At 70.0% G+C, this 24071-nt stretch carries 19 protein-coding genes; 5 read left to right on the top strand and 14 right to left on the bottom strand.

Annotation, left to right across the window (positions count from 1 at the left end; all coding sequences use genetic code 11):
- Positions 1–138: 138 nt before the first annotated feature.
- The 5 genes from ACT3UL_RS06300 to ACT3UL_RS06280 form a co-directional block, all read right to left on the bottom strand.
- Positions 139–1443: an ABC transporter permease subunit gene (locus ACT3UL_RS06300; RefSeq protein WP_444577274.1), complete on the bottom strand. Its 1305-nt coding sequence runs from the start codon at positions 1441–1443 to the stop codon at positions 139–141.
- 26 nt (positions 1444–1469) lie between these two features.
- Complete coding sequence (locus ACT3UL_RS06295; protein WP_444577273.1) at positions 1470–3023, bottom strand: sugar ABC transporter ATP-binding protein; 1554 nt, start codon at positions 3021–3023, stop codon at positions 1470–1472.
- On the bottom strand, positions 3020–3694 hold the full coding sequence (locus ACT3UL_RS06290; RefSeq protein ID WP_193116957.1) for a DUF2291 domain-containing protein: 675 nt from the start codon (positions 3692–3694) through the stop codon (positions 3020–3022). The genes ACT3UL_RS06295 and ACT3UL_RS06290 overlap by 4 nt, the downstream gene beginning before the upstream one ends.
- Positions 3695–4113: 419 nt before the next feature.
- On the bottom strand, positions 4114–5202 hold the full coding sequence (locus ACT3UL_RS06285) for a zinc-binding dehydrogenase (RefSeq protein WP_193116956.1): 1089 nt from the start codon (positions 5200–5202) through the stop codon (positions 4114–4116).
- Between the two features lie 325 nt (positions 5203–5527).
- Positions 5528–6478: a sugar-binding transcriptional regulator gene (locus tag ACT3UL_RS06280; protein WP_444577272.1), complete on the bottom strand. Its 951-nt coding sequence runs from the start codon at positions 6476–6478 to the stop codon at positions 5528–5530.
- A gap of 284 nt (positions 6479–6762) precedes the next feature.
- Here ACT3UL_RS06280 and ACT3UL_RS06275 point away from each other — a divergent pair, with 284 nt between their 5' ends.
- From ACT3UL_RS06275 to ACT3UL_RS06265, 3 genes are all read left to right on the top strand, one after another.
- Entirely contained in the window at positions 6763–8253 is a 1491-nt protein-coding gene (locus tag ACT3UL_RS06275; protein ID WP_444577271.1) for an FGGY-family carbohydrate kinase, read from the top strand.
- A gap of 37 nt (positions 8254–8290) precedes the next feature.
- On the top strand, positions 8291–10447 hold the full coding sequence (locus ACT3UL_RS06270; RefSeq protein ID WP_444577270.1) for a glycogen debranching N-terminal domain-containing protein: 2157 nt from the start codon (positions 8291–8293) through the stop codon (positions 10445–10447).
- 195 nt (positions 10448–10642) lie between these two features.
- Complete coding sequence (locus ACT3UL_RS06265) at positions 10643–11494, top strand: SMP-30/gluconolactonase/LRE family protein (protein WP_444577269.1); 852 nt, start codon at positions 10643–10645, stop codon at positions 11492–11494.
- A 129-nt stretch (positions 11495–11623) separates the two neighbouring features.
- Here ACT3UL_RS06265 and putP read toward each other — a convergent pair whose 3' ends face one another.
- The 4 genes from putP to ACT3UL_RS06245 form a co-directional block, all read right to left on the bottom strand.
- Positions 11624–13198 carry a sodium/proline symporter PutP gene (putP, locus tag ACT3UL_RS06260; RefSeq protein ID WP_444577268.1) on the bottom strand — a complete coding sequence of 525 codons (1575 nt, stop codon included), beginning with the start codon at positions 13196–13198 and terminating at the stop codon, positions 11624–11626.
- Between the two features lie 747 nt (positions 13199–13945).
- Positions 13946–15490: a glycerol kinase GlpK gene (gene glpK / locus ACT3UL_RS06255; protein ID WP_444577267.1), complete on the bottom strand. Its 1545-nt coding sequence runs from the start codon at positions 15488–15490 to the stop codon at positions 13946–13948.
- 101 nt (positions 15491–15591) lie between these two features.
- Positions 15592–16314: an MIP/aquaporin family protein gene (locus ACT3UL_RS06250; RefSeq protein ID WP_443352353.1), complete on the bottom strand. Its 723-nt coding sequence runs from the start codon at positions 16312–16314 to the stop codon at positions 15592–15594.
- Between the two features lie 262 nt (positions 16315–16576).
- Positions 16577–18319, bottom strand: coding sequence for a glycerol-3-phosphate dehydrogenase/oxidase (locus ACT3UL_RS06245; protein ID WP_444577266.1), 1743 nt, complete (start codon positions 18317–18319; stop codon positions 16577–16579).
- Positions 18320–18540: 221 nt separating this feature from the next.
- Between ACT3UL_RS06245 and ACT3UL_RS06240 the strand changes: the two genes are divergently transcribed.
- Entirely contained in the window at positions 18541–19500 is a 960-nt protein-coding gene (locus ACT3UL_RS06240; RefSeq protein ID WP_444577265.1) for a sugar-binding transcriptional regulator, read from the top strand.
- Positions 19501–19898: 398 nt separating this feature from the next.
- Here ACT3UL_RS06240 and ACT3UL_RS06235 read toward each other — a convergent pair whose 3' ends face one another.
- The 5 genes from ACT3UL_RS06235 to ACT3UL_RS06215 form a co-directional block, all read right to left on the bottom strand.
- Positions 19899–20366, bottom strand: coding sequence for an ASCH domain-containing protein (locus tag ACT3UL_RS06235; protein WP_444577264.1), 468 nt, complete (start codon positions 20364–20366; stop codon positions 19899–19901).
- Between the two features lie 172 nt (positions 20367–20538).
- A complete protein-coding gene (fdhD, locus tag ACT3UL_RS06230) occupies positions 20539–21411 on the bottom strand; it encodes a formate dehydrogenase accessory sulfurtransferase FdhD (protein ID WP_444577263.1) in 873 nt (290 codons plus the stop codon).
- 107 nt (positions 21412–21518) lie between these two features.
- Complete coding sequence (locus tag ACT3UL_RS06225) at positions 21519–21923, bottom strand: ArsR/SmtB family transcription factor (protein WP_444577262.1); 405 nt, start codon at positions 21921–21923, stop codon at positions 21519–21521.
- A complete protein-coding gene (locus ACT3UL_RS06220) occupies positions 21920–22414 on the bottom strand; it encodes a polyketide cyclase (protein WP_444577261.1) in 495 nt (164 codons plus the stop codon). The genes ACT3UL_RS06225 and ACT3UL_RS06220 overlap by 4 nt, the downstream gene beginning before the upstream one ends.
- A 134-nt stretch (positions 22415–22548) precedes the next feature.
- A complete protein-coding gene (locus tag ACT3UL_RS06215; RefSeq protein WP_444577260.1) occupies positions 22549–23049 on the bottom strand; it encodes a polyketide cyclase in 501 nt (166 codons plus the stop codon).
- 343 nt (positions 23050–23392) lie between these two features.
- Between ACT3UL_RS06215 and ACT3UL_RS06210 the strand changes: the two genes are divergently transcribed.
- A complete protein-coding gene (locus ACT3UL_RS06210; RefSeq protein WP_444577259.1) occupies positions 23393–24004 on the top strand; it encodes a dihydrofolate reductase family protein in 612 nt (203 codons plus the stop codon).
- The last annotated feature ends 67 nt before the right edge of the window (positions 24005–24071 follow it).

The raw sequence follows: 24071 nt of genomic DNA, 5'->3' as shown, positions 1-24071 counted from the left end.
CCTTTCAAGGCGACGTCTCCCGATCGGGAGGCGTCGGAGCTCGTGCGCGAGATGCGGCGAGCCGGATGGATGGAGAGGAGTGAGCGGGTGGAGAGGACTGGGTGGGTGGAGAGCTGGGTCGAGGGGTCGGAGGGTGGATCAGTCGGTCGGAGGTGACCCCCGGCGCGGGGGCTCGGTCGACGAGGGCTCAGCCAGCGGGGGATCGGACGGGGAGCGCTGGGGCGAGGAGTTCTGCGCCGACGGGGATTCCGGCGAGGCGCCCGTGTCCGTCCCGGGCTTCCGTCGGGCCCTGCGCTTCGAGCCGCCGGGGCGGCCGTACTGCAGGGTGTTCAGCAGCACCGCGACCACGATGACCGCGCCCACGAAGACCGTCTGCCAGTAGGCGGAGACGCCGATGAGCACGAGCCCGTCGGAGAGGAAGCCGATCACGAAGGCGCCGAGCAGGGTGCCGCGCACCGTGCCGCGACCTCCCGAGAGCGCGGCACCGCCGATCACCACACCGGCGATGGCGGTCAGCTCATAGGTGTTGCCGGCGGTCGGGCTCGCGCTGGTCAGGGTCGAGGCGAGGATGATCCCCGCGACCGCCGAGCACAGCCCGGAGATGACATACACCCACACGGTCACCGTGCGCACGGGCACCCCGGAGAGCTGCGCGGCGCGCTCGTTGCCGCCGGTCGCGTACAGCCACCGACCGAAGGTGGTGCGACCCAGCACCACGGCGATGACCAGGGCGATCACCGCCATGATGAGCACGCCGGCGGGGATCCCGAGGATGCGGTTGAAGCCGAGCCATTCGAAGCCGGTGTTGCCCAGCCCCTCCTCGCCCGAGAGGTCGTTGATCGTGCGTCCGTTGGTCATCAGCAGCGCGAAGCCGCGCACCACGTAGAGCATGCCCAGGGTCGCCACGAAGGGCGCCACCTTGAACTTCGCCACGAGCACGCCGTTGAGCAGTCCCAGCGCCCCGCCGAGCACGATCGCGATGAGCACGGCCGCCGGGACGCTGGGGTACAGCGTCACCCCGAACATGCTCAGCGGCACGCCGCGCAGCAGGAAGCCGCCGATCACGGCGGTGAAGCCGAGGATCGAGCCGACGGACAGGTCGATGCCGCCCGTGAGCACCACGAGCAGCTGCCCCAGGGACAGCAGCGCGAAGATCGCCACGTGCGAGGACATGATCAGCAGGTTGTTGACCGTGAGGAAATTCGGGGACAGCAGCGAGAAGATGACGATGATCAGCGCGAGGGCCAGGAAGGCCCGGCTCTCGATGAGGACCTTGGAGATGTCGAGCGAGGAGCGCTCCCGCGTCGAGGAGCCAGGGGTCGAGGAGCCAGGGGTCGAGGAGCCAGGGGTCGACGAGCCCCGATTCGAGCTGTCGGGCGTCGGACTGTCGGGGGTCGGGCTGTCGGGCATCCGGGGCGCGTCGCCTGCGGCGGTGGAGGTCATGAGGCGTATCCGTTCAGGGAGCAGGGTCAGGAGGAGACGACTTCGCCGGAGGCGGCCATGACGTCGGCCTTCTCGGCGTCGGGCCCGAACTCGGCGGAGATGCGGCCGCGGTGCAGCACGACGATGCGATGGGCGATGCCGAAGCACTCCTCGATCTCGGAGGTGGAGAACACGACGGCCAGCCCTTCGCGGGCACGGTCCGCGAGCAGGCCGAAGACTTCGGACTTGGCGCCGATGTCGATGCCGCGGCTGGGCTCGTCCAGCAGCATCACGCCGGGCCGGGTCGCGAGGATCTTGCCGATGACGACCTTCTGCTGGTTGCCGCCGGAGAGCGACCCGATGCTGACGTCGGGCCCGGGCGCCTTCACGGTGACGTCGTGAATCAACCCTGTGGCCAGGGACGTCTCCGCACGACGCGAGGTGAAGCCGCGACGCAGGAACTGCGTGATGCTGGCCAGGGTGAGGTTCTGGCCGACGGTCATCGTCGGCACCAATCCGTCGCGCTGGCGGTCCTCGGGGACCAGGCCGATGCCCATCGCGAGGCGATCGCGGATCGATTCGGTGCCGAGCTCCTCGCCGCGGAACAGGATCCGGCCCCCGGCGATCTCTCCGCGACCGGCGACGGCCTCGAGCAGCTCCGTGCGACCGGCCCCCATGAGGCCGTAGACGCAGACGATCTCGCCCTCGCGGACCTCGAGGGACAGCTGATCAACGACCGCGCGCTCAGGATTCTCGGGGTCCAGCACCGTGAGCTCCTGGATCTCCAGCACCGGCTCCCCGAAGTCGTAGCCCTGCGGGGCGGTGCCGAGATCGAAGTTCTCGCCGACCATGTGCCGCACGATCCAGTCCAGGTCGATCTCCTCGCGTCGGCCGCGGGCGGTCATGGAGCCGTCCCGCAGCACCACCGCATGGTCGGTGACCCGCAGAGCCTCTTCGAGGTGGTGCGAGATGTAGACCAGGGAGACGCCACGGGAGGTGAGGTCCTCGATGATCTCGAACAGGATCTCGACCTCGCGGGCGGCGAGGGCCGACGTCGGCTCGTCCATGATGAGGATGCGGGCGTCGATCGACAGGGCGCGCGCGATCTCGATGATCTGCTGCTGGCCCACCCGCAGGTCCCCGACCATCGTGGAGGGGTCCACGTCCAGGTGCATCTCCGCCAGGAGCGCGGCGGTCTGCCGGGTCTCCTCGGCGAAGTCCACTCCCCCGTTTCTGGTGATCTCGCGGCCCAGGAAGATGTTGTCGCGCACCGAGAGGTTCGGGGCGAGGCTCAGCTCCTGATGGATGATCGCGATGCCGTGGTCGCGCGCGTCGTTCGTGGTGGCGAAGGTGACCGGCTCGCCCTCGAGGACGATCTGCCCCGAGGTGGGCTGCTCCACGCCGGAGAGGATCTTCATGAGCGTCGATTTCCCGGCGCCGTTCTCGCCGAACAAGGTGGTGACCTCGCCGCGATGGATCTCGAAGTTCACGCCCTTCAGCGCCCGGGTGCCGCCGTACGTCTTCACGATGTCACGGGCCTCCAGCACCCTGTCGCCACGGGTACTGTCCTCCGGTGCGACGGACCCGGTCGCGGTGCTCATGCCACCTCCAGGGAGACGGGGGTGACGAGCCAGCCCTCGGGGTTGATGGCGGTGAAGGCACCGGTCACGGTGACCGTCTTCCCGCTCAGCGTGCTCGGATCGACCGGATCCAGGACCTGCTTCTTCATCTCCTCATTGAGGGCGGCGCCGGCGTCCTGGAACTCGATCTGGTTCGTGAACTGGCCGAAGCCGTAGTTCCCGGTGGCGTCGCGGAGCTCGGTGCCGTTGATGGCCGGGCCGGTCTGGATCCGCACGGTGACGTTCTTCGGCATGCCCTCGATGGCGACGTCGTAGATACCGGCCTGCCCCTCCCCGACCGTGCCGGTGAAGGTGGTGCTGTACACGGTGTTGCCGGCCGCCTCGACGCCATGGTCCGCGGCGGCAGCCTTCGGGTCCGCGGCGATCGCCGCGGCCAGCTCCGTCGCGGGGACCGCCTGCTCGGTGACCTGCTTCTGCACCGTCGGGAACTCCTGCGCTCCGAAGGTGGCCTTGTCGAACGCGGCGGGCCCGGCGACCTCCTCCTGCCCGTCGGGCACCACCTTGGTGCCCAGGACCACGACGAGAAGGGCGAGCACCGTGAGCGCGGCGGCGATCCACCGGCCCAGATGCCTCTTCGGCGGGCGCGCCGGGCGGGGGCGGCTCCCGTGCTCGGCGACTGCTGCTGTGCTCATGGAGAGCCTTCCTCTGGAGGGGCCCGGCGGGCCGTCTGCTGCGGGCGGCGACGGGACCGGGGGCAGACCACGCGGTGGCCTGGATGGGAGGCGCGGGCCCGCCCTCGTCGGCGGGCCGTGTGCGGCGGGATGGCGAGCTCGGCGTCGAACTCACCGGACGTCCGTGGTGCTGATCGACAGCTGGTGATCCGGAGCGACTGCGGTCCGGAACGCCCAGCGGGATGAAGTGGTCCGGAACGACTGCGATCCGGAACGACTAGGGGTGAGGTGGTCCGGAACGGCTGCGGTCCGGAAGGCTCGTAGGTGGGGTGGGCAGCGGCTGATCGCCGGGACCCCGTGGCCGGAGCGTCAGGCGGGACGCTCCGACCACGACGTCGGCGTCGGCGGCCGCGGAGCCGTCGGCACCGCGGCCGGACGGGTCAGGTTCCGGGGAGGATCGAGACCTTGATCGAGGCGCCGGCGGAGTCGGCGACGGTGTCGAGGGCCTTCTGGACGTCCTTCAGGCCGAACTGGTGGGTGCAGATCTCGTCGAGCGGCAGCACGCCGGACTCGATGATCTTGATGGCGGCGGGCCAGCAGTGCGGGCCGAGGTGGGCGCCGAGCACGTCGAGCTCCTTGTCGTCGGAGATGATCGACCAGTCCACCGACACGTTCTCCTTGAACACCGAGTACTCGACGTAGCGGCCCAGCTTGCGCAGCAGGTTCAGTCCCTGCGAGACCGCACTGGGGTGGCCGGTGCACTCGATGTACACGTCCGCCCCATAACCGCCGGTCAGGGCGCGGATCTCCTCGTAGACATCGACCTTCGAGGGGTTCAGGGTGAGGTCCGCTCCGCACTTCTTCGCGAGCTCGAGCTTGTGCTCGTCGAAGTCGAGGGCGATGACCATCTTGGGGGTCTTGTGCGAGGCACCGATGATCGCGCCGAGGCCGATCGGACCGGCGCCGGCGACGACCACGACGTCGTCGAAGGTGAGCTGCGCGCGCTCGACGGCGTGCAGCGAGCAGCTCAGGGGCTCGGCGAACGCGGCGTGGTGCGGCGGGATCTCGGGGGAGATCGTGTGGGCGCGGGCGAGCGAGGGCACGATCATGTACTCGGCCATGCCGCCGTCGTAGTGCTTGAAGCCGAACATGTCGTGCGGGCCGCACATCCAGTACCAGCCGCGCTTGCAGTACATGCACTCCTCGCAGGGCACGATCTGCTCGACGACGATCCGGTCCCCGAGCTTCACGCCATGCAGTGCGAGCGCCTCGTCGGACCCGGTGACGACCAGGCCGGTGATCTCGTGGCCGGGGGTGATGCCGGGCTCGACCCAGCGCTCACGGTTCTCGTCGCCCCAGAACTTGGCGGCACCGGCGTATGCCTTCAGGTCGCTCGCGCAGACGCCGACGGCCTCGACCCGGATCAGCAGCTCATCGGCGGCGGGGGTGGGCACGTCCTTGTCCTCGAGGCGGTAGTCCTCGGGCGCGTGCATCACCACGGCCTGCATGGTCTTGGGGACATCGGTCATCTCGACACTTCTCCTTCACTACGTTCAGGCTCACTGCGCGGCACCGGCGGCCGCCGTCCACGGATCCGCTCGGGGGGCCTGGCCGGCCCGGGCCGCAGAAGCCGGTCACCTGTGAGCCTAGGCACAGGACGCACATTCGTCAAGCACAAATGTTCGACCGTGATGTCGGCACGTGGCGTGCGCAGAGGCGGGGGCAGAGGCAGAGGCAGGCACTGTGGCAGGCATGGGGGCGGACACCAGGACAGACGGCGGGCGCCGATCCGCCCAGACCTGCTCAGTCCCGTTCCGTCCTGCTCAGCCCCCGTTCCGTCCCGCCCAGTCCCGCTCAGCCCTGTTCGGACTCCGTGTCGGCGAGAACAGCTTCGGCCGTCGGCGCGTCCGTGATCAGCGTGGTGAACAGCGCGGCCTTCGCCCCGGCCCGGATCGACAGGGCCTTGCCGCGCCCGGCGGCGAGCGCGATCGAGGTGGGGATGGCGCGCAGGACGTCCGCCGAGGGTCGCACCAGACGGTCCGAGCCGGGGTAGACGAGGGTGTTCCCGTCGGCGTCGTAGAAGTGCAGGCACACGTCCCCGACCGCGTCGCGCAGGGACGGGTCGTCGCGCGGGACCACGGACGTCAGGGACTCACGGCTCGAATACGGCGCACCGATGCCGGAGACCAGCACGGAGGCCCGAGCCCACAGGTCGGTGATCCCCACGAAGCTCGGATCGGCCTGCAACGAGCGCCACAGACTGGGGCTGGGCAGGGCCGGGGCGAAGATGAAGCGGGGGTCGCCGCCGGTGCGGTCGGCGAGGTTCCGCACGATCTCGTTGGTCTGGAAGACCGGATCGGACTCCTGCTGGCCGCCGACGGTGGGAGCGATGATCACGCCGCGCAGCTCGGGCATGCCGGGCATCCGGCTCACGGCGCGCGTGGTCGTCCCCGAGGAGAGGAGCAGCACGTCACGGCGGCGCAGCTCGAGCCGACGCAGCTCCTCCCCCAGCAGGTCGCCGATGCCGCGGAACTCCCGCTCGCGCTGGTCACCGGGGGCGATGCGCACCCGATCGATGCCCAGAAGGTCTCGCAGCCGCTGCTCCAGATCGGTGACATCGGGGCCGGAGACGTCGAGGACCTCGAAGCGCACCATCCCGATGCGTCGAGCCTCGGTGAGCAGCTTGCTGACCGTGGGACGGGAGACTCCGAGCCGATCGGCGACCTCCGCCTGGCGCAGATTGTCGAGGTAGTACGCGGACGCCGCGCGGTGCAGGAGCTGCGGGTCCATGGTCGAGTCGAGCATGCCCGCTCCTTTCGTCGTCGGTCCGTCCCCGACCCCGGTGTCGAGGCACGGATGTGCCCGGGTCACATATGTTCTGGCTGCCGATCCTATCGACGTCGGAGCCGGGCGCACCGACGTCGAGCAGATCGGGCCCCCTCCCGGGTGGCGATCCGGGCCCGGGCACGGCCCGGGGCCACGGCGCCGGAGCGACGCATATCGGGGCGCGGTCAGTGGCAGTATGGAGCAGGCCCATCGGCGGATCCGACCGGGCCATCACGCCGAGGCGGCGACGAAAGGGCTGGTCGATGACGAAGTACGAGGAGGCTGTGCTCGGCGTCGATATCGGCACGTCCAGCGCCAAGGGGGTGCTGGTCGCGCTCGACGGGACGATCCTGCGCACGGCGACCCGGGAGCACGTCGTCGAGCGTCCCGCGCCCGGCCATGTCGAGATGGACGCCCGCGTGTGGTGGGAGGAGTTCGTCGGGATCTCCGCCGAGCTCACCGCCGGCACAGATGTTCGCGTCACCGGGATCGGCGTGTCGGGGATGGGCCCGTGCGTGGTGCTGGCCGACGACACCGGGGAGCCCGTGCGCCCCGCGATCCTCTACGGGGTCGACACCCGGGCCGAGCGCCAGATCCAAGAGCTGACCGACCGCTTCGGCGAGGACGAGATCCTCTCCCGCAGCGGGTGCGTGCTCTCCTCGCAAGCCGCCGGCCCGAAGATCCGGTGGGTCGCCGATCATGAGCCCGACGTCTTCTCCCGGGCGACGCACCTGTTCATGCCGTCGTCCTTTCTCGGCTTCCGCCTCACCGGCGAGTACGCGCTCGATCACGCGAGCGCCAGCATGGTCACGCCGCTCTACGACACGAGCACCCTGGACTGGCACCAGCCCTGGGCCGAGGAGGTCGCACCGGGGCTGGAGCTGCCGCCGCTGGCCTGGTCCGGCGATATCACCGGCACCGTGACGGCCGCCGCGGCCCAGGAGCTCAGCGGCATCGAGGCGGGCACGCCCGTGGTCGCCGGCAGCACCGACGCCTGGGCCGAGGCGATCAGCGTGGGCGCCACCTCGCCCGGGGACGTCATGCTCATGTACGGCACCACGACGTTCCTGGTCGCGATCACCGCCGAGCCGGCCCCGAGCCGCGCGATGTGGGTGACCTCCGGGACCACACCGGGCACCTTCACCCTGTCCGGCGGGATGGCGAGCTCCGGGGCGATCACCGGGTGGTTGCGCGACCTGACCGGAGGGGCCGACTTCGAGGACCTGGTGCGCGAAGCGGCCGCGAGCGGCGTCGGGGCGAACGGCCTGCTCATGCTCCCCTACTTCGCCGGAGAACGCTCCCCGATGCACGACCCGTCGGCCCGCGGCGTGATCGCCGGGCTGACCCTCTCCCACGCCCGCGGCGATCTGTATCGGGCCGCCCTCGAGGCCGCCGCGTACGGCGTCCGCCACCACCTCGAGGAGCTGCGCGCGGCGGGCGTGCGCATCGAGCGCATGGTCGCCGTGGGCGGCGGCACCCAGAACGAGCTGTGGCCGCAGATCGTCTCCGACGTCACGGGCCTCGCCCAGGAGATCCCGCGCCGCACCGTCGGCGCCTCGTACGGCACCTCGATGCTCGCCGCCCGCGCGGTCCACGGCCGCGACACCGAGGCCTGGAATGCGATCGATCGCGTCTGCGTGCCGGCACCTGACGCCGGGGCGCGCTATGACGAGCTGTACCGGATGTACCGCGAGCTCTACCCCGCGACCCGCGACATCGCCCACTCCCTCGCGAGCATGCAGCGCGAGGGCTGATCAGCACGGCACGCACAGGCCATCGATCGGAGCATCCATGCACGAGCCCACCCTGCCGTCCCTCACCGCGCCGCCCCTGACCGCGCAGCGCCCGGTCCCGCTGCACCAGCCGTTCGTCCACGACCTCGCCGGGGTCTTCCGTGCCCCGGTGCAGGCCTGGTCCCGGCCTGATGGCGCCATGCGCGGAGCAGGCGCGGAAGGCATCTACCTCGGGGACACCCGGGTGGTCTCCGACCTGCGCTGCGATGCCCGGGCGGCCGATCTCTCCCCGCTGGGCGTGCAGGTGCGGACGGCTGACGAGATCGTCCATCGTGATGTCGTCTCCACAGCCGATGGGGCGGGCGATCCGCTGCTGATCCTCGAACGCACCCGCACGGCGGACACCGACGGGTTCCGGGAGCAGCTGCGCCTGGTCTCGGACGATGACCGCCCGCGCCGCGTGGTGCTCCGCCTCGCGCTGATCACGGACGGGATGTCGATGTCCGCGGTGAAGGACCACCGACTCGCGCTCGCCCAGGAGGATGAGCGCCCGGCCGTGAGTGTCGAGGCCGACACGGCCCAGTGGGAGATCGGGACCGAAGGCGGCCGCGCGCGGCTGACCGTAGGTGAGGGCGCGGGCACGGGCACGGGCACAAGCGCGGGCACGAGCGCGACGTCACGCGGGCCCGACGAAGGCCTCTCAGCCGACGGCGCCCTCGCGGCCGATAGCGCTCTCGCGGCCGACGGCCCCATCGTGACCTGGACCGTTGCGCTCGAGGCACCGGCTCGCGGGGAGGCCTGCGCTTCGTGGCGCCTGGACCTGGAGGATCCGTCGGTCCCCTTCGAGGCTGCCGACGAGCCGTGGGCCGCCGCGACGTCGACCGGAGCCACCGCCTCGTGCACGACCGCCAGCCCGCTCGAGCCCGCCAGCCCGCTCGAGCCCACCAGCCCCGAGTCCCGCGCCGTCGACCGCTTGCTGCGCAGGTCCCTGTCGGACCTGGACGCCTTGCGGCTGCAGGTGCCGGGCGAGCCGTGCCAGACCTTCTTCGCCGCCGGCGCTCCATGGTTCTTCACCTTGTTCGGCCGCGACTCTCTGATCACCGCGTCACTCGCCCTGCCGGTGGACCGCGCCATCGCCGAAGGCACCCTGCGCACCCTGGCACGCCGACAGGGGACGGTCGTCGACGTGGAGACCGCGCAGCAGCCCGGGAAGATCCTCCACGAGGTTCGCGCCCAGGGCATGGACATGGTCGAGACCTATCTGCCGCCGGTCTACTACGGGACGATCGACGCCACCCCGCTGTGGATCGAGCTGCTGCACGACGCACGGCGCGCGGGGCTGGACGACGCGACCTTCGGCGAGCTGCGACCCGCCCTGGAGGCGGCGTCGCTCTGGCTGCTCGAGCACGCCGACGCCGACGGGGACGGTCTGCTGGAATACCTCGACGACTCCGGGCACGGCCTGGCCAATCAGGGGTGGAAGGACTCCGGGGACTCGATCCGTTTCGCCGACGGCTCCGTCGCCACCGGAGCGATCGCCCCGGCCGAGGTGCAGGGCTATGCCTATGCTGCGGCCCGGCACGCCGCAGACATGCTCGAGGGGTCGTCGGGCCTGCTCGAGGCGCCGTCGGGCCTGCTCGAGGCGTCGGTATCCCGCGCCGCCCTCCCCGACCGCCTCCGCACCTGGGCCGACCGCCTGCACGCACGCTTCCACGAGACGTTCTGGTGCGAGGACGAGCTGGGGCCGTTCGTGGCACTCGCGCTGGACGGCCAGAAGCGCCCGGTCACCGGGGTCGCCTCGAACATGGGCCATCTGCTGAGCACCGGGATCCTCGACGCGTCGCAGGAACGCCTGGTGGTGGACCGTCTGCTGCATCCGAGCCTGTTCTCCGGCTTCGGGATCCGTACCCTGTCCACGACCAACAGCGGCTATGGGCCGCTGCGGTACCACGGGGGCAGCGTGTGGACCCACGACACCGGGTTCATCCTGCGCGGCCTGCTCCGCTCCGGGTTCGAGGCGGAGGCGCAGATCGTGGCCAGGGGACTGCTCCGTGCGGCAGACGGCCTCGACCAGCGCCTGCCCGAGCTGTTCGGCGGCAGGAGCAGCGACGACGTCGACCCGCCGCTCCCCTATCCGTCCTCGTGCCGGCCCCAGGCCTGGGCGGCCGCGAGCGCCGTCCCCGTGGCGCAGGCCCTCGGGGTGCTGCCGCGCTGAGCACCGGGACGCCCGTCGACTCGGGCCCGCTGGCCGTCCCCCGTCGGCCGGATCCCGCTGGCCGTCCCCCGTCGGCCCGAGCCCGCCGGCCGTCCCCCGTCGGCCGGATCCCGCGGGTCCTCTCCCCTGGGCACACGCCACCAGCTGCACCCCGTACGGTGGGCCGCACCGCAGTTCCGAGTGAATGGAGCCCTCATGCACGCCGACCGCCTCACCGACTCGATCTGCTATCACGCCGAGGGCCCGTACTGGTCCGACACCTGGGGCGGGCTGCGCTGGGTCGACATGCTCGCCGGCGACCTCATGCACCTCACGGCCGACGGCACGGTGCAGCGCATCTCCACGCCCAGCCCGGTGGTGGCCTGCGTGCGCCCCGCCTCGAGCGGCGGCGCGGTGCTCGCCCTCGAGAAGGGTTTCGGCCTCGAGGATCCCGACGGGTCGATCAGCCTGCTCCCGCCGCTGTGGGACGAGGACGTGCGGATGAACGAGGGGGCGATCGCGCCCGACGGCTCGTTCCTGTGCGGGTCGATGGCCTATGACGGCCACACCGGCGGCGCCGCCATGTGGCGCCTGCTGCCCGACGGCACGACCCACCGCGAGTTCGGCGATCTCACCATCTCCAACGGGCTCGCCTTCTCCGCCGACGGCACACTCGCGTACTACGTCGACACCCCGACGAACCGCGTCGACCTGTTCGACTGGTCCGACGCGGAGGGCCTGACCAATCGTCGCCCGTTCGCCGACCTCGCCGACCAGAACGGCTCCCCCGACGGGCTCACGCTCGACGCGGAGGGCAACGTGTGGGTCGCGATGCACGGCGGGAGCCAGGTGCTGGGTCTCGACGCTCGCGGCGCGGTCGCCTCCCGGATCGAGGTCCCCGCGCGACAGGTCACCGCCTGCACCTTCGGCGGCGAGGACCTCAGCACCCTGTTCATCACCACCAGCCGGGAGAACCTCTCCGACGGGGAGGATCCGCAGGCCGGGTCGCTGTTCTCGGTCCGACCCGGCGTCGCGGGCCCCACGGGCGAGCGGCTGTTCGCCGCCTGATCCGGAGCCCTGCCCTGCCCTGCCCTGAGGCGAGAAGCAGGCGAGATCCGGTACCCGCGCCACGAGACGGCGCCCGCCCGACAGTCCTTCGTCGGGCGGGCGCCGTCTCGATCAGGCGTTCCGAACGGGTCAGACAGCCGGTCCGGAACCGGTCGCGCCGGAGCCGGCAGGCTCCGCGTCGGCCGAATGATCGATGAACTCGCCGGTCTTGAGGGAGCCGAGCATCTCGTCGAACTCCTCCATCGCCTTCGCCGGCGGCTGGGGCGTGATCATGCTGATCACGATCGCCAGGACGAGGCAGACCAGGAAGCCCGGGACGATCTCGTAGAGGTGCTGATCACCGAACAGGCCCCAGGCGACGTCGGGCGTGAACTGGCCCCAGATGAAGACGACCGCCGCGCCGGAGACCATGCCCACGGCAGCGCCGATCATGGTGAGTCGGCGCCAGAACAGCGACAGCAGCACGATCGGGCCGAAGGCCGCACCGAATCCGGCCCACGCGAAGCCGACCAGGCCCAGCACGGAGCTGTCCGGGTTCAGAGCCAGGATCAGCGCGATCACCGAGACGGCGAGCACGCCGATGCGGCCGCCCCACAGGGCGCTCTTGGCGCTGAGCTTGATGCCGATGCCGCCCAGGAGGTCCTCGATCAGCGCGGAGCTGGAGACGATCAGCTGCGAGGAGATCGTGGACATGATCGCCGCCAGCACGGCCGCGAGCAGGAACCCGGCGATCAGCGGGTGGAACAGGAGCTGCGAGAGGTCCAGGAACACCGACTCGCCGTTCTTGGAGTCGGTGAGGACCGCATCGGCGTTCTGCTGGAAATAGGCCAGACCCGCGAGCGCGGTGAACACGGCGCCGAGGACGCAGATGATCATCCAGCTCATGCCCACGACCAGGCCGTACTTGGCATCGCGCGAGGAGCGCAGCGCCATGAAGCGCACGATGATGTGCGGCTGGCCGAAGTAGCCCAGGCCCCAGGCGGCCGAGGAGACGATGCCGATGAAGGTGCCCCCGGCGGTCAGGGAGCCGAAGGTGGAGTTGACCTCGCGCACGGACTCGAACATCGCCGTCGGTCCGCCGACCACGATCATCGCGGTGATCGGGACCGCGATCAGGGAGATCATCATGATGATGCCCTGGACGACGTCGGTGTAGCTGGCCCCGAGGAAGCCGCCGAACAGCGTGTACAGGATGGTGACGCCTGCGACCAGGAGCATGCCCATGAGGTAGGAGCCGCCGAACGTCGACTGGAAGAACACGCCGCCGGCGACCATGCCGGAGGAGACGTAGAAGGTGAAGAACACCAGGATGATCACGCCCGCCGCGACGCGCAGGATGTTCGTGCGGTCATGCAGACGGTTGCCGAAGAAGCTCGGCACGGTGATCGAGTTGCCGGCGATCTGCGTGTACTGACGCAAACGCGGCGCGACGAACGCCCAGTTCAGACCGGCGCCGACGGTCAGACCGATGGCCATCCACGCCTCGACCAGGCCGTTCATGTACAGCGCGCCGGGCAGGCCCATCAGCAGCCAGCCGGACATGTCCGACGCACCGGCGGAGAGCGCGGCGGTGAAGGGATGCAGCTGGCGCCCGCCCAGCATGTAGTCCTCACCGTCCGACGTCTTGCGGAAGGCGTACAGGCCGATGCCGATCATGACGAGGAAGTAGACGGCCAGGGCGATGATCTTGAAGACGAGATCCATGAGGGGACTCCGATCTCAGGGGTGGGGAAGGTGGTCGAGGGGGTCGAGGGGCGGGCGACGGACAGGGCGCGCTCGGGGGGCGGGGGGAACGAGCGCACACGGCGAGCTCTCGAGGAGCTGCCGGGTGCAGCGTGCTCCGTGCACGACGCTCGGGACGAGCGCCGCAGATCGGTGCGCGGATCTCGATCACCGTCCGACGATGGTGCAGCGCCGGCCCTCGGACATGGTGACGGGACGCCGCGCGAGCGTCGGTACTGAGGGGTGACGCCGAGGATACGCCTCCGTGTCGCCGATCACTGCAGCTGTATCCCAACGGTGACATCTCTCGCGACGGTCGATTCCGCTGTCCGGGCCAGCACTCCCCCGCTCCATCCCGCTCGCCTCTCAGCGTCCCGCCGACCCGTATCCCTCACTCCCACCAGCTACCGCGCAGTCATGTGCACGTGGCTTCCACAACGGGAAGCCACGTGCACATAACCCCGCGGTAACGACCTGGAGAGCGGGGCGGGCGGGGGGGGGAGGCTTGAGGTGAGGGCTGGAGGGAGGGGCTCAGGTGCGGTCGGGAACCGCCGGCGACTGCCCGCCCCACGCCGTGCCTTCCCCACGCTTTTCCTTCCCCACGCCTTGCCATCCTCACGGCAGTGCGCGCTGGGCTTCCAGACATGGAAACCCAGCGCGCACTGGCGTGGGGACGCGAGGGCCCGGGGACCCAAAGGCCCGAAGGCCCGAAGGCCCGAGGGCGACGACTCAGCTGTACAGCGCCTCGGTGTCGTCGTCGACCCAGTCCAGGGTGCGCTCGACGGCCTTCTTCCACAGGCGCAGGTAGCGATCGCGGGTCTCGTCGTCCATCGCGGGCTCCCAGCGCTTGTCCTCGGCCCAGTTGTCGATGACGTCCTGCTCGCCGTCCCAGAAGCCCACGGCGATGCCGGCCGCGTAGGCGGCACCGAGCGCGGTGGTCTCGATGACCTTCGGGCGCACGACGGGCACGCCGAGGATGTCGGCCTGGAACTGCATGAGGGTCTCGTTCATGACCATGCCGCCGTCGACCTTGAGCTCGGAGAGCTCGACGCCCTCGCTCTCGGCGTCGGCGACCATCGCGTCCAGCACCTCGCGGGACTGGAAGGCCGTGGCCTCCAGGGTGGCCCGGGCGATGTGGTTCTTGGTGTGGAAGCGGGTCATGCCCACCATCGCGCCGCGGGCGTCGGAGCGCCAGTGCGGGGCGAAGAGGCCCGAGAACGCCGGGACGATGAACAGGCCGCCGTTGTCGTCGACCTTCTTGGCGAGGTCCTCGATCTCGGGTGCGTCCTTGATCAGGCCCAGGTTGTCGCGCACCCACTGCACGAGCGAGCCGGTCACGGCGATCGATCCCTCGAGGGCGTAGACCGGCTTGTTGTCGCCGATCTTGTAGGCGACGGTGGTGAGCAGCCCGTTCTCGGAGCGCACCAGATCCTCGCCCGTGTTGATCAGCATGAAGTTGCCGGTGCCGTAGGTGTTCTTCGCCTGGCCCACCTCGAAGCAGGCCTGGCCGAAGGTGGCCGCCTGCTGGTCGCCGAGGATGCCGGCGATCGGGGTGTCGATGAGCAGGTCGTTCTTGCGGCCCTTCCCGTACACCTCGGAGGAGGACTTGATCTCCGGGAGCATGGACATCGGGATACCCATGTCCTTCGCGATGTCCTCGTTCCAGTCCAGGGTGTCGATGTTCATGAGCATCGTGCGCGAGGCGTTGGTGACGTCGGTGACGTGGATACCGCCGTTCGTGCCGCCGGTGAGGTTCCACATCAGCCAGGCGTCGGTGTTGCCGAAGATCAGGTCCCCGGCCTCGGCCTTCTCGCGGGCGCCGTCGACATTGTCGAGGATCCACTTCACCTTGGGCCCGGAGAAGTAGGTGGCCAGGGGCAGGCCCACGCGCTCCTTGTACTTGTCGGCGCCCTCGTCGCCGGCGAGCTCGTTGCAGATCTTCTGCGTGCGGGTGTCCTGCCAGACGATGGCGTTGTACACCGGCTCACCGGTGTTCTTGTCCCACACGACGGCGGTCTCACGCTGGTTGGTAATGCCCACGGCCGCCAGCTGATGGCGGTTGATCTCGGCGTTCACGAGCGCCTGACCCACGACGTCGCGGGTGTTCTTCCAGATCTCCTTCGGATCGTGCTCGACCCACCCGGACTTCGGGAAGATCTGCTCGTGCTCCTTCTGGCCGCTGGCGACGATCTGGCCGCCGTGGTCGAAGATGATCGCCCGGGTCGAGGTCGTGCCCTGGTCGATGGACATGATGTACATGGTGTCGTCGTTCATCAGAACTCCTTCGTCATGGATGAGTCGTCGTGGATGACGTGTCGTGAGGTCGCAGTGCCGCGCATCGGCGCGACGCTACGTGGCTGGTCAGAAGTCGTCGATCAGAAGTAGAAGATCGAGGCTACGCCTGCCAGGAGGCCACCGATCAGGGGGCCGGCGATCGGTACCCACGAGTATCCCCAGTCCGAGCCGCCCTTGTTCTTGATCGGCAGGATTGCATGCGCCAGGCGCGGGCCGAGGTCACGGGCGGGGTTGATGGCGTACCCCGTCGGCCCGCCGAGGGAGGCGCCGATGGCGACCACCAGCAGCGCGACCGCGAGCGGGCCGAGCTTGTCGGGAGTGTTGCCGAACATGATGATCACGAACACCAGCACGAAGGTCGCGATGATCTCGGTGACCAGGTTCCAGCCCTTGGAGCGGATCTCGGGGCCGGTGGAGAAGGTGCCCAGGATGGTCCCGGGGTCCGTCTCCTGGTCGTAGTGGTTCTTGTAGGCGAGCCAGGCCAGCACGGCGCCGATGAAGGCGCCGACGACCTCGGCGATGAAGTAGGTGATCGTGGTCCCGAACGTGATCGGGATGCCCGGCGCGTACTCGGTGGCCTCGCTGAAGAGCAGACCGGTGGTGACGGCCGGGTTGATGTGCGCGCCGGTCTTGAACGCGGTGTAGACGCCGACGAAGACCGCGAGGCCCCAGCCGAAGTTGACCATCAGCCAGCCGCCACCGTTGCCCTTCGTCTTGCCGAGGATGTTGTTGGCGACCACGCCACCACCCATCAGCGTCAGCATCGCGGTGCCCGCGATCTCCGACAGCAGGATCGTTCCGATCGTTTCCATCAGGTGTTCTCCTTAGCGATCCGCGTCGGTGCGGATCGGGATCCGGTCGAGCCCTGGCTCCTCGGCGCGCATGCTGCGGCATCGATGGACGCAGCAAGTCGACGGGTGACGCGCCTCTGCCGCTCGTCGTGGAGCGGGGGCGCGTCGGGCGGAACCCGGATCGGCCGGTCGCAGAGCCCCGGGGAGCTCTGCCGGGGCGCGCACGGTGCGCGCCCCCACGGTGCCCGGATCTCGTCTCCGGGCACCGTCTCGGTCATCGGCGAGGGGGCACCTCCGCGACGTCGGCGAGGCGGGCCGCGGCCTGCTCATCGCTGGTGGTGCGTTCGCCGTCCAGACGGGCGGTGATGAGATCTCGGTAGGTCTCGACCTCGCGGTCGCGCATGGCGTCGTCCCAGCCCAGCTCGGGGCCGACGAGCGCGGCGACCTCGGTGGCCGCGTGGACGCCGCGATCGCGGGTCTCGTAGTCCAGCCGCGTGCGGTGCTGCAGCACATCGATGAGATGGCGGGCGCCCTCGGCGCGCACGGCGTAGAGGATCTCGGCCCGGAGGTACCGGGGGGCGTGTTCGAGCGGGGTGCCGAGCGAGGGGTCCTCATCGATCAGGGCGAGGACATCGGTCAGCAGAGCGCCGTAGCGGTAGAGCAGGCGATCCACGCGGATCTCGTCGAAGCCGTAGCGTCGGCCGATCTCCTGCTTGTCGCGTACGAGTGACTCGTAACCCTGGGCACCGATCACGGGCACCGAGCGGGTCAGGCTCGGGCGCCCGGGCTGGGAGTCCTTGATCGCGAAGTCGACGACGTCCTCGGCCATCACCCGGTACGTGGTGTACTTGCCGCCCGCGATCGCGGACAGGCCCGGCTCGACCTCCATCACGGTGTGCTCGCGGGAGACTTTCGTCGACCCCCCACCGGAGTTCTTGCGCACCGGCTGCAGAAGCGGGCGCAGGCCGGAGTAGACGCCGATGACGTCCTCACGGGTCAGATCGTCGGCGAGCACGTCGTTGGCGTGCGCGAGCACGTACTCGATGTCCTCGGCGGTCGCGTTCACGTCGCGGGGGTCCTGGGTCCACGGGGTGTCGGTGGTGCCGATGACCCAGTACTCGTCCCACGGGATGATGAACAGGACGGACTTCTCGGTCTGGGTGATGATGCCGGTATCCGGCACGGCGGGGATGCGGTCGCGGGCGATCGTGATGTGGATGCCCTTGGAGGCGAGCACCTCGAGGCCGGCGTCTGCACCGGCGAGGTCCTGCTGGTCCTGGGTCCAGACACCGCCGGCGAGGATGGTCTCGCGGGCGTGGACGTCGAACTCCTCGCCGGTCTCCTCGTCGCGCACCCGGGCGCCGATCACGCGGGTGCCCTCGTGGAGGTAGTCGACGACGCTCGTGTAGTTGGCGACCGAGGCATCATGCTGCGCGGCGGAGCGCACCAGCATCATCACGAAGCGGGCGTCGTCCACCTGGGCGTCGTAGTACTCCAGCGCGCCGACGGCCTTCTCGCCGTCCAGGGCCGGGAAGACGTCGAGCATCTTGTCGTGCAGGAGGTGGCGGTGCATCGGCACGGCGCGCTTGCGGCCCACCGACTGCATCGCGTCGTAGAGCATCACACCCGAGCCGATGAAGGCGCGGTCCACGACCTTCTTGAAGAAGGGGAAGACGAACTTGATGGGCTTCACCAGGTGCGGGGCCGTGTGCGTGAGCAGCAGGTCGCGCTCGCGCAGCGCCTCGGCGACCAGCTTGAAGTCGAGCATCTGCAGGTAGCGAAGGCCGCCGTGCATGAGCTTCGAGGAGCGGGAGGAGGTGCCGCTGGCCCAATCGCGGGTCTCCACGAGGCCTACGGAGAGGCCGCGGGTCGCCGCGTCGAAGGCCGCGCCGGCGCCGTTGACACCGCCGCCGACGACGAGCACGTCCAGGGGGTTCTGCGGGGTCGCGGCGCGAAGACGCGAGAGGTGCTCCGCCCGGTTCTCCGGGGTGAGTGCTGACCGATGCTGATCGGACACGTGGTTGCTCCTTTGCCGTGACGTCTGCGCCGCGACGGCTGGTCCTCTGGAGGCGGGCCCTGTGGAGGCGGACCCTGTAGGGCCGTATCTCCCGAGACCGGACCTTCTCAGGCCGAATCCGTCGCAGTGGGCGCCGCCGTTAGCTGCGGCATCCGGAGCCATCGTGGAACCTCCGTGCACCATCCCGCAAGTCCCGTGCACGAACGTGCAACACTGAGGGGGTGATCCCCGACCACCGCCTCGAAACCGCCTTTGCGGCTGCACGGATGTACTACGGCGAGAGCCAGACCATGGAGTCCATCGCGAGCTCCCTGGCCGTCTCGCGGTCGACGGTGTCCCGGATGCTCCGCGATGCCCGGGAGGCCGGACTGGTGCAGATCTCGCTGCGTCCGCCCGGGGCGCACCGGGTCGAGGAGCTCCGTCGGCGGATCTCCCAGCAGTACGGCGTCCAGGCGCACGTGATCGCCGCCGGTGCGACCGAGGACGAGCGCGAACGCCTGCAGGCCGTGGCCGACGCAGGCGCCACGATGCTCGACGAGATGCTCGAGCCGGGGATGACGGTGGGGATGGCCTGGGGCACCACGATCGCCGCCCTGGTGGGGTCGCTGCGGCCGCGCCCGGTGCCGGGGCTGCGGATCGTGCAGCTCAACGGGGCGATCAACACGGAGGGCTCCGGCCTCACCTACGTCTCCACGGTGCTCTCCCGCGCCGCGGCGCTCTGGGACGCGACCGTGCACCATTTCCCCGTCCCCGCCTTCTTCGACTACGCCGCGACCCGGGACGCCATGTGGCACGAGCGCTCCGTGCACCGAGTGCTGGAGACCCAGCAGCAGTGCACCCTGGCCGTGTTCGGGGTGGGCGCCTTCGACGCCGCCGTGCCCAGCCACGTCTACACCAACAACTACCTGACCGGCGAGGACCTGCGGTCGCTGCGGGCCGACGGGGCGGTCGGGGACGTGTGCACCGTGTTCCTGCGGGCCGACGGGACCTTCCGGGACATCGGAATGAACGCCCGCTGCTCCGGCCCGAACCCGTCCCAGCTGGCGCGGATCCCCCGCCGGCTGCTGCTCGCCGCCGGCACCCGCAAGGCCCTGCCGCTGCGCGCCGCGCTGCGGGCCGGCGCCGCCACCGACCTGGTCGTCGACGAGGTCACCGCGATGAGCCTGCTCGCACTGCGCTGATCTGCCGGCGGCCGCAGCCGCCCATGCCCGTCCGGATCCACCCCTACCTATACGCATCCACCCGCATCCGTCCGTGGCCACCCCTATCCGTCCGGATCCACCCCTATCCGTCCGGATCCACCCCTACCTATACGCATCCACCGTCGCCAGGTGAACAGGCACCGCCAAATACGCATCCACCGTCGCCAGGTGAACAGGCACCGCCATATATGTCCCCGCTGCACACCTCGCGCCACCGGCTACCTCCCGGCGTGGGGCACGGTGCCGTGTCGGCGCCGGGCCACTGGTGAGGTGACATGGCGATATCCCCACGTCACCTCACCACCGGCTCACCCCTGCACAGCACCAGCAGCTCGCCCCTGCGCAGCACCATCGGCCCACCCCTGCGCAATACAGCGTCAGGAATGTCGCGGGGTTGCTGCGTGCAGCACCCGGAAGCTCTCGCAGAGCACGGGCATGTCCCGGGCGAAGCCGTGGGCGGAGTGCTCCCGCCAGAACTGCTCGTGGAGGCGACGCCAGCTGACCAGGGTCCGGTCGTCCTCCCCTTCGGCGCGGGCATGCTCTTCGGTCACCTCGTCGAAGGGCCTCACCTCGACGGAGACCACCTCGAGCACCGCCCTGGGCACCCCTGCCTCGTCAAGCACGATCGACAGGTCCCCGATCGCGGGCAGGGGCTCGTCCTCGTCGGCGTAATCCTGCACTGAGGAGCTCGTGGCGGACTTGGACCCGTCGAGCACGAGGGCAAGGAGCTCATCGGCCTGTCCCGCGGTCGCCCCGAAGGCCCAGGCTTCCGGGGGCTCGAAGGGGAGGCCCGGATGGGCGGCGCGGGCGAGCGCCCAGAAGTCGCTGCGCGCAGAGAGATTCACACCGCGACGCTACATTCCGATTCCTGAGATGAACAGCGAATTCATGGACTCGTCGGCGCCCACTCCCCTCGCTGGCCCCGTCGGAACATGCTCCCCTCACTGGCTCGTCGGCGCCCGCTCGCCGCGCTGGCCCCGTCGGCACCCGGTGGTCTCGCTGGCCCTGCAGAGCCGGTCAGCCTTCGGCGGCGGAGAGGTCGAGCCGGTCGGGGTGGGTGTAGATGTTCATGCGTCCATCGCCGTCCTCGGCCGCACGGGTGAAGCCGACGAGCGTCATCCCGAACTCCTCGGCGGTCTCCACGGCGAGCGAGGTCGCGGCGGAGACGCAGGCCAGCAGCGGGATGCCGGCCATATACGCCTTCTGGGCGATCTCGAAGCTGGCCCGGGAGGAGACCAGCAGGAAGCAGTCGCGCAGTGGCAACCGGTCCTCGAGCAGAGCCCAGCCGATGACCTTGTCCACCGCGTTGTGCCGGCCCACGTCCTCGCGCGCCACGAGGAGGTTCCCCTCGAGATCGACGAGCGCCGCGGCGTGGACGCCGCCCGTGCGGGCGAAGACGGCCTGGTGAGCGGTGAGCGTGCGCGCGGCCTCGAGGATCACGCGGGGATCCAGGGTCCAGCTGCGCAGCAGCGTGTAGCGGCTCTTCTGCCGCACCGCGTCGATGCTCTCGGAGCCGCAGACCCCGCAGGCGGAGGTGGTGGTGAAGTTCTTCGTGACCAGGGGAAGCAACTGGGGTCGGGAGGTCGTGAAGTCCATGACGTTGTACGAGTTCCGGGCGAAGCCGCTGCCGTCGTCCACCACGGCGCCGTCGCAGTAGCGCGCCTCGAGAATGTCCTCGCGGTCGCGGATCACGGCCTCGCCGTGCAGGAAGCCGTGGACGAGCTCGACGTCGTGGCCCGGAGTGCGCATGGTCAGCGAGATCTGCTGACCGTTCACCCGGATGTCCAGAGGCTCCTCGACCGCGACGTGATCGCCCTTGCGGCCTGCATACAGCCTGCCTTCACGCACCCGGACGGTGCGGATCCGCGTCGTGTCGGTGACCCTGCCCATCCTCCGAGGATAGTCCGCTCACCTGCGCCGCGGCTCCGCACCACAATCCGACCCCGTGGTCCGAGCCCACAGCGAGCCCGCTCGGCGCCACCCCACGGCCCGCTCCCTCAGTCCGACCCGTCCCACTGCTCGGCCACGTCCTTGATCCGCGCGAGGCGACGATCCCAGCCGCCGCCCACGGCCCCGAGCAGATCGGAGACCGAGAGAATCCGGGAGGGGTCGACCGAGTGCACCTTCCTCGCCGATACCCGCTGGGCATCGACCATCCCGGCGCTCTCCAGGATTCGCAGCTGCTTCGCGACCGCCTGCCGCGACAGACCCAGATCGCGGGCCACGGCGCCGGCGTCATCGGGTTTCTCCGCCAGGCGCACCAGGATCTGCCGACGGGTGCGGTCGGCGAGCGCCGTGAAGACGGCGTCCGCACCTGGACCGAGCAGGCCTTCCGACGGATCCGGCGCCCCCGAGGAGTCCGGTGAGAGGAGTCGTCGACCCGGTTCGGAGTCCGGGCTCACCGCGCGGCTTCCGCGACCGTGCGTGCGACCTCGAGCTCCTCGATCCATCCCCGGGAGTTCTCCTCGAAGGTCGTACGACGCACCGCAGCGTCCTCGCTGATCGTCGAGAAGCCGTGCTCGCGCACGGTGAGCTGCACGCCGTCCGCTGCCGTCGGACCCGCGGAGCGGATCGTGAACTCGACGACGGTGGAGGAGGCATCGGCGTCGTCAGCAGCTCCGCCAGGTGCTCCACCGAGCCAGCGGAACACCGCACGACGGGGCGGCTCGAGCGTCTCGGTCACGATCGAGAACGTCCCGTGCACGGGATCGACGACCGTGGATACGGCGCCGTCGGTGGTGATCTCGTGCTCGCGGTACTCCCCGTCGTTGATGTACCACCCCGGCTCACGGATGATCGCGAAGACCGTCTCGGCCGTGGCGTCGATATGGATGCTTCGCTCGATCTCGTCCGGGACGTCGTCCGTGGTGAGACGGGTTTCGTGGTCGGTCATGACCTGCTCCTCGGCGTGGGGGCGCGGCCGAAGCGGCCGCTTCCCCACAGCGTGCCAGAGCCGACGACAGGGTGCAACCCGCTGGTTGCACCCCGGTGTGGGAAGTTCTCGTCAGTCGCACCGACGGGGACCCGTCAGCCGCGTCGGCGCGGGTCCGAGCGCTTCTCGGCCAGATCGCGTGCCAGCTCGAGCTGCTGGTCCCAGCCGACGGCGTTCTCCTCATAGTTCTTCCGACGTACTGCGACGTCCTCCCCCAGCCGGGCGAACCCGGTCTCCTGCACGGTCAGCCGCACCTCGTCGGACCGTGCGGAGCCGACGGGATCGATGGTGAACACGACGCTGTTGGAGGCGTCGGAGATGGCTCCGATCCCTCCTCCCAGCCAGCGGAATCCGACCTTGTCCGGCGGCTCGTACACCGTGGCCGACAGGCTGCAGATGCCGTACACGGGGTCCTTGATCCGGGAGATCCCGCCGGCGGTCTGCACCTCGTGCTTGCGGTACTCCCCGTCGTTGATGAACCAGCCCGGCTCGCGCACGATCGCGAACACGGTCTCGGCGGTCGCTCTGATGCGGATGCTGCGCTTGATCTCATCAGGGACGTCGTCCGAGGTGGCCTGGATGTTGCCAACACGCATGATGGAACTCCTCGTGCTCGGTGGGCGGCTACGGTGCCGCCTGTACCCCAGAGTGACAGAGTCCGGCCCGCAGTCAAGACCGACCCGCGCGGCGAGTCCGAGCGGCCTATGCTGACCGCACCGTCGCCGTGCCGCCGCGGTGCCATCGAGGTGCCATCGCTGCTGTGCCCGCCTGCTGTGCCCGCCTGCTGCACTCGCCTGCTGTGCCCGCCTGCTGCACTCGCCTGCTGTGCCCGCCTGCTGCACTCGCCTGCTGTGTCCGCCTGCTGTGTCCGCCTGCTGTGTCCGCCTGCTGTGTCCGCCTGCGATGCACGCTGCGGCGCACCCCTCTCCGAGGAGACCCATGACCCGTCAGCTCATCGTCACCGAGTTCCTCAGCCTCGACGGGGTGATGGAGGCCCCCGGCGGGGGCGCCCATCCCCATGCGGGATGGACCGTCCAGGGCCTCGAGTTCGTGCCCGAGGCGTACGCGATCAAGGGCAGCGAGCAGGAGGAGGCGACCGCGCTGCTGCTGGGCCGGGTCTCCTTCGAGGAGTTCGCGCCCGTCTGGCCGGACATGGACGAGCAGTTCGCCGCGTACAACCGCATGCCCAAGCACGTCGTGTCCACGACCCTCACCCGGGAGCAGGTCATGGGGACGCGCTGGGAGAACTGCCACCTGCTGCGCGATCTCGACGAGGTGCGGGAGCTGCTGGCGGGCGAGGGCGGTCCGGTCCTCGTGCACGGCTCGGCGGCGCTGGTGCAGTCGCTCGCCGCGGCGGGACTCGTGGACCGCTATCACCTGCTCACCTTCCCGGTCGTGCTCGGCACGGGCAAGCGTCTGTTCGCCGACGGCGACGCCTACAGCCGCCTGGCGCTGCAACGCTCGGAGACCTTCTCCAACGGGGTGCGGCTGGACGTCTACGACGTCCTCCGGGACAGAGCCGACGCGCTCTCGTCCCCCGACGCCGGTTGACCCGGACCTCCCGTACTCACTGCGGCGCCTCCCGTCCGGGAGGCACCGCAGTGCTGCGCAGGCCAGG

Source organism: Brachybacterium sp. 107, assembly GCF_052379725.1.
GTDB lineage: Bacteria > Actinomycetota > Actinomycetes > Actinomycetales > Dermabacteraceae > Brachybacterium.
This window is presented reverse-complemented; position numbering and strand designations above follow the sequence as displayed.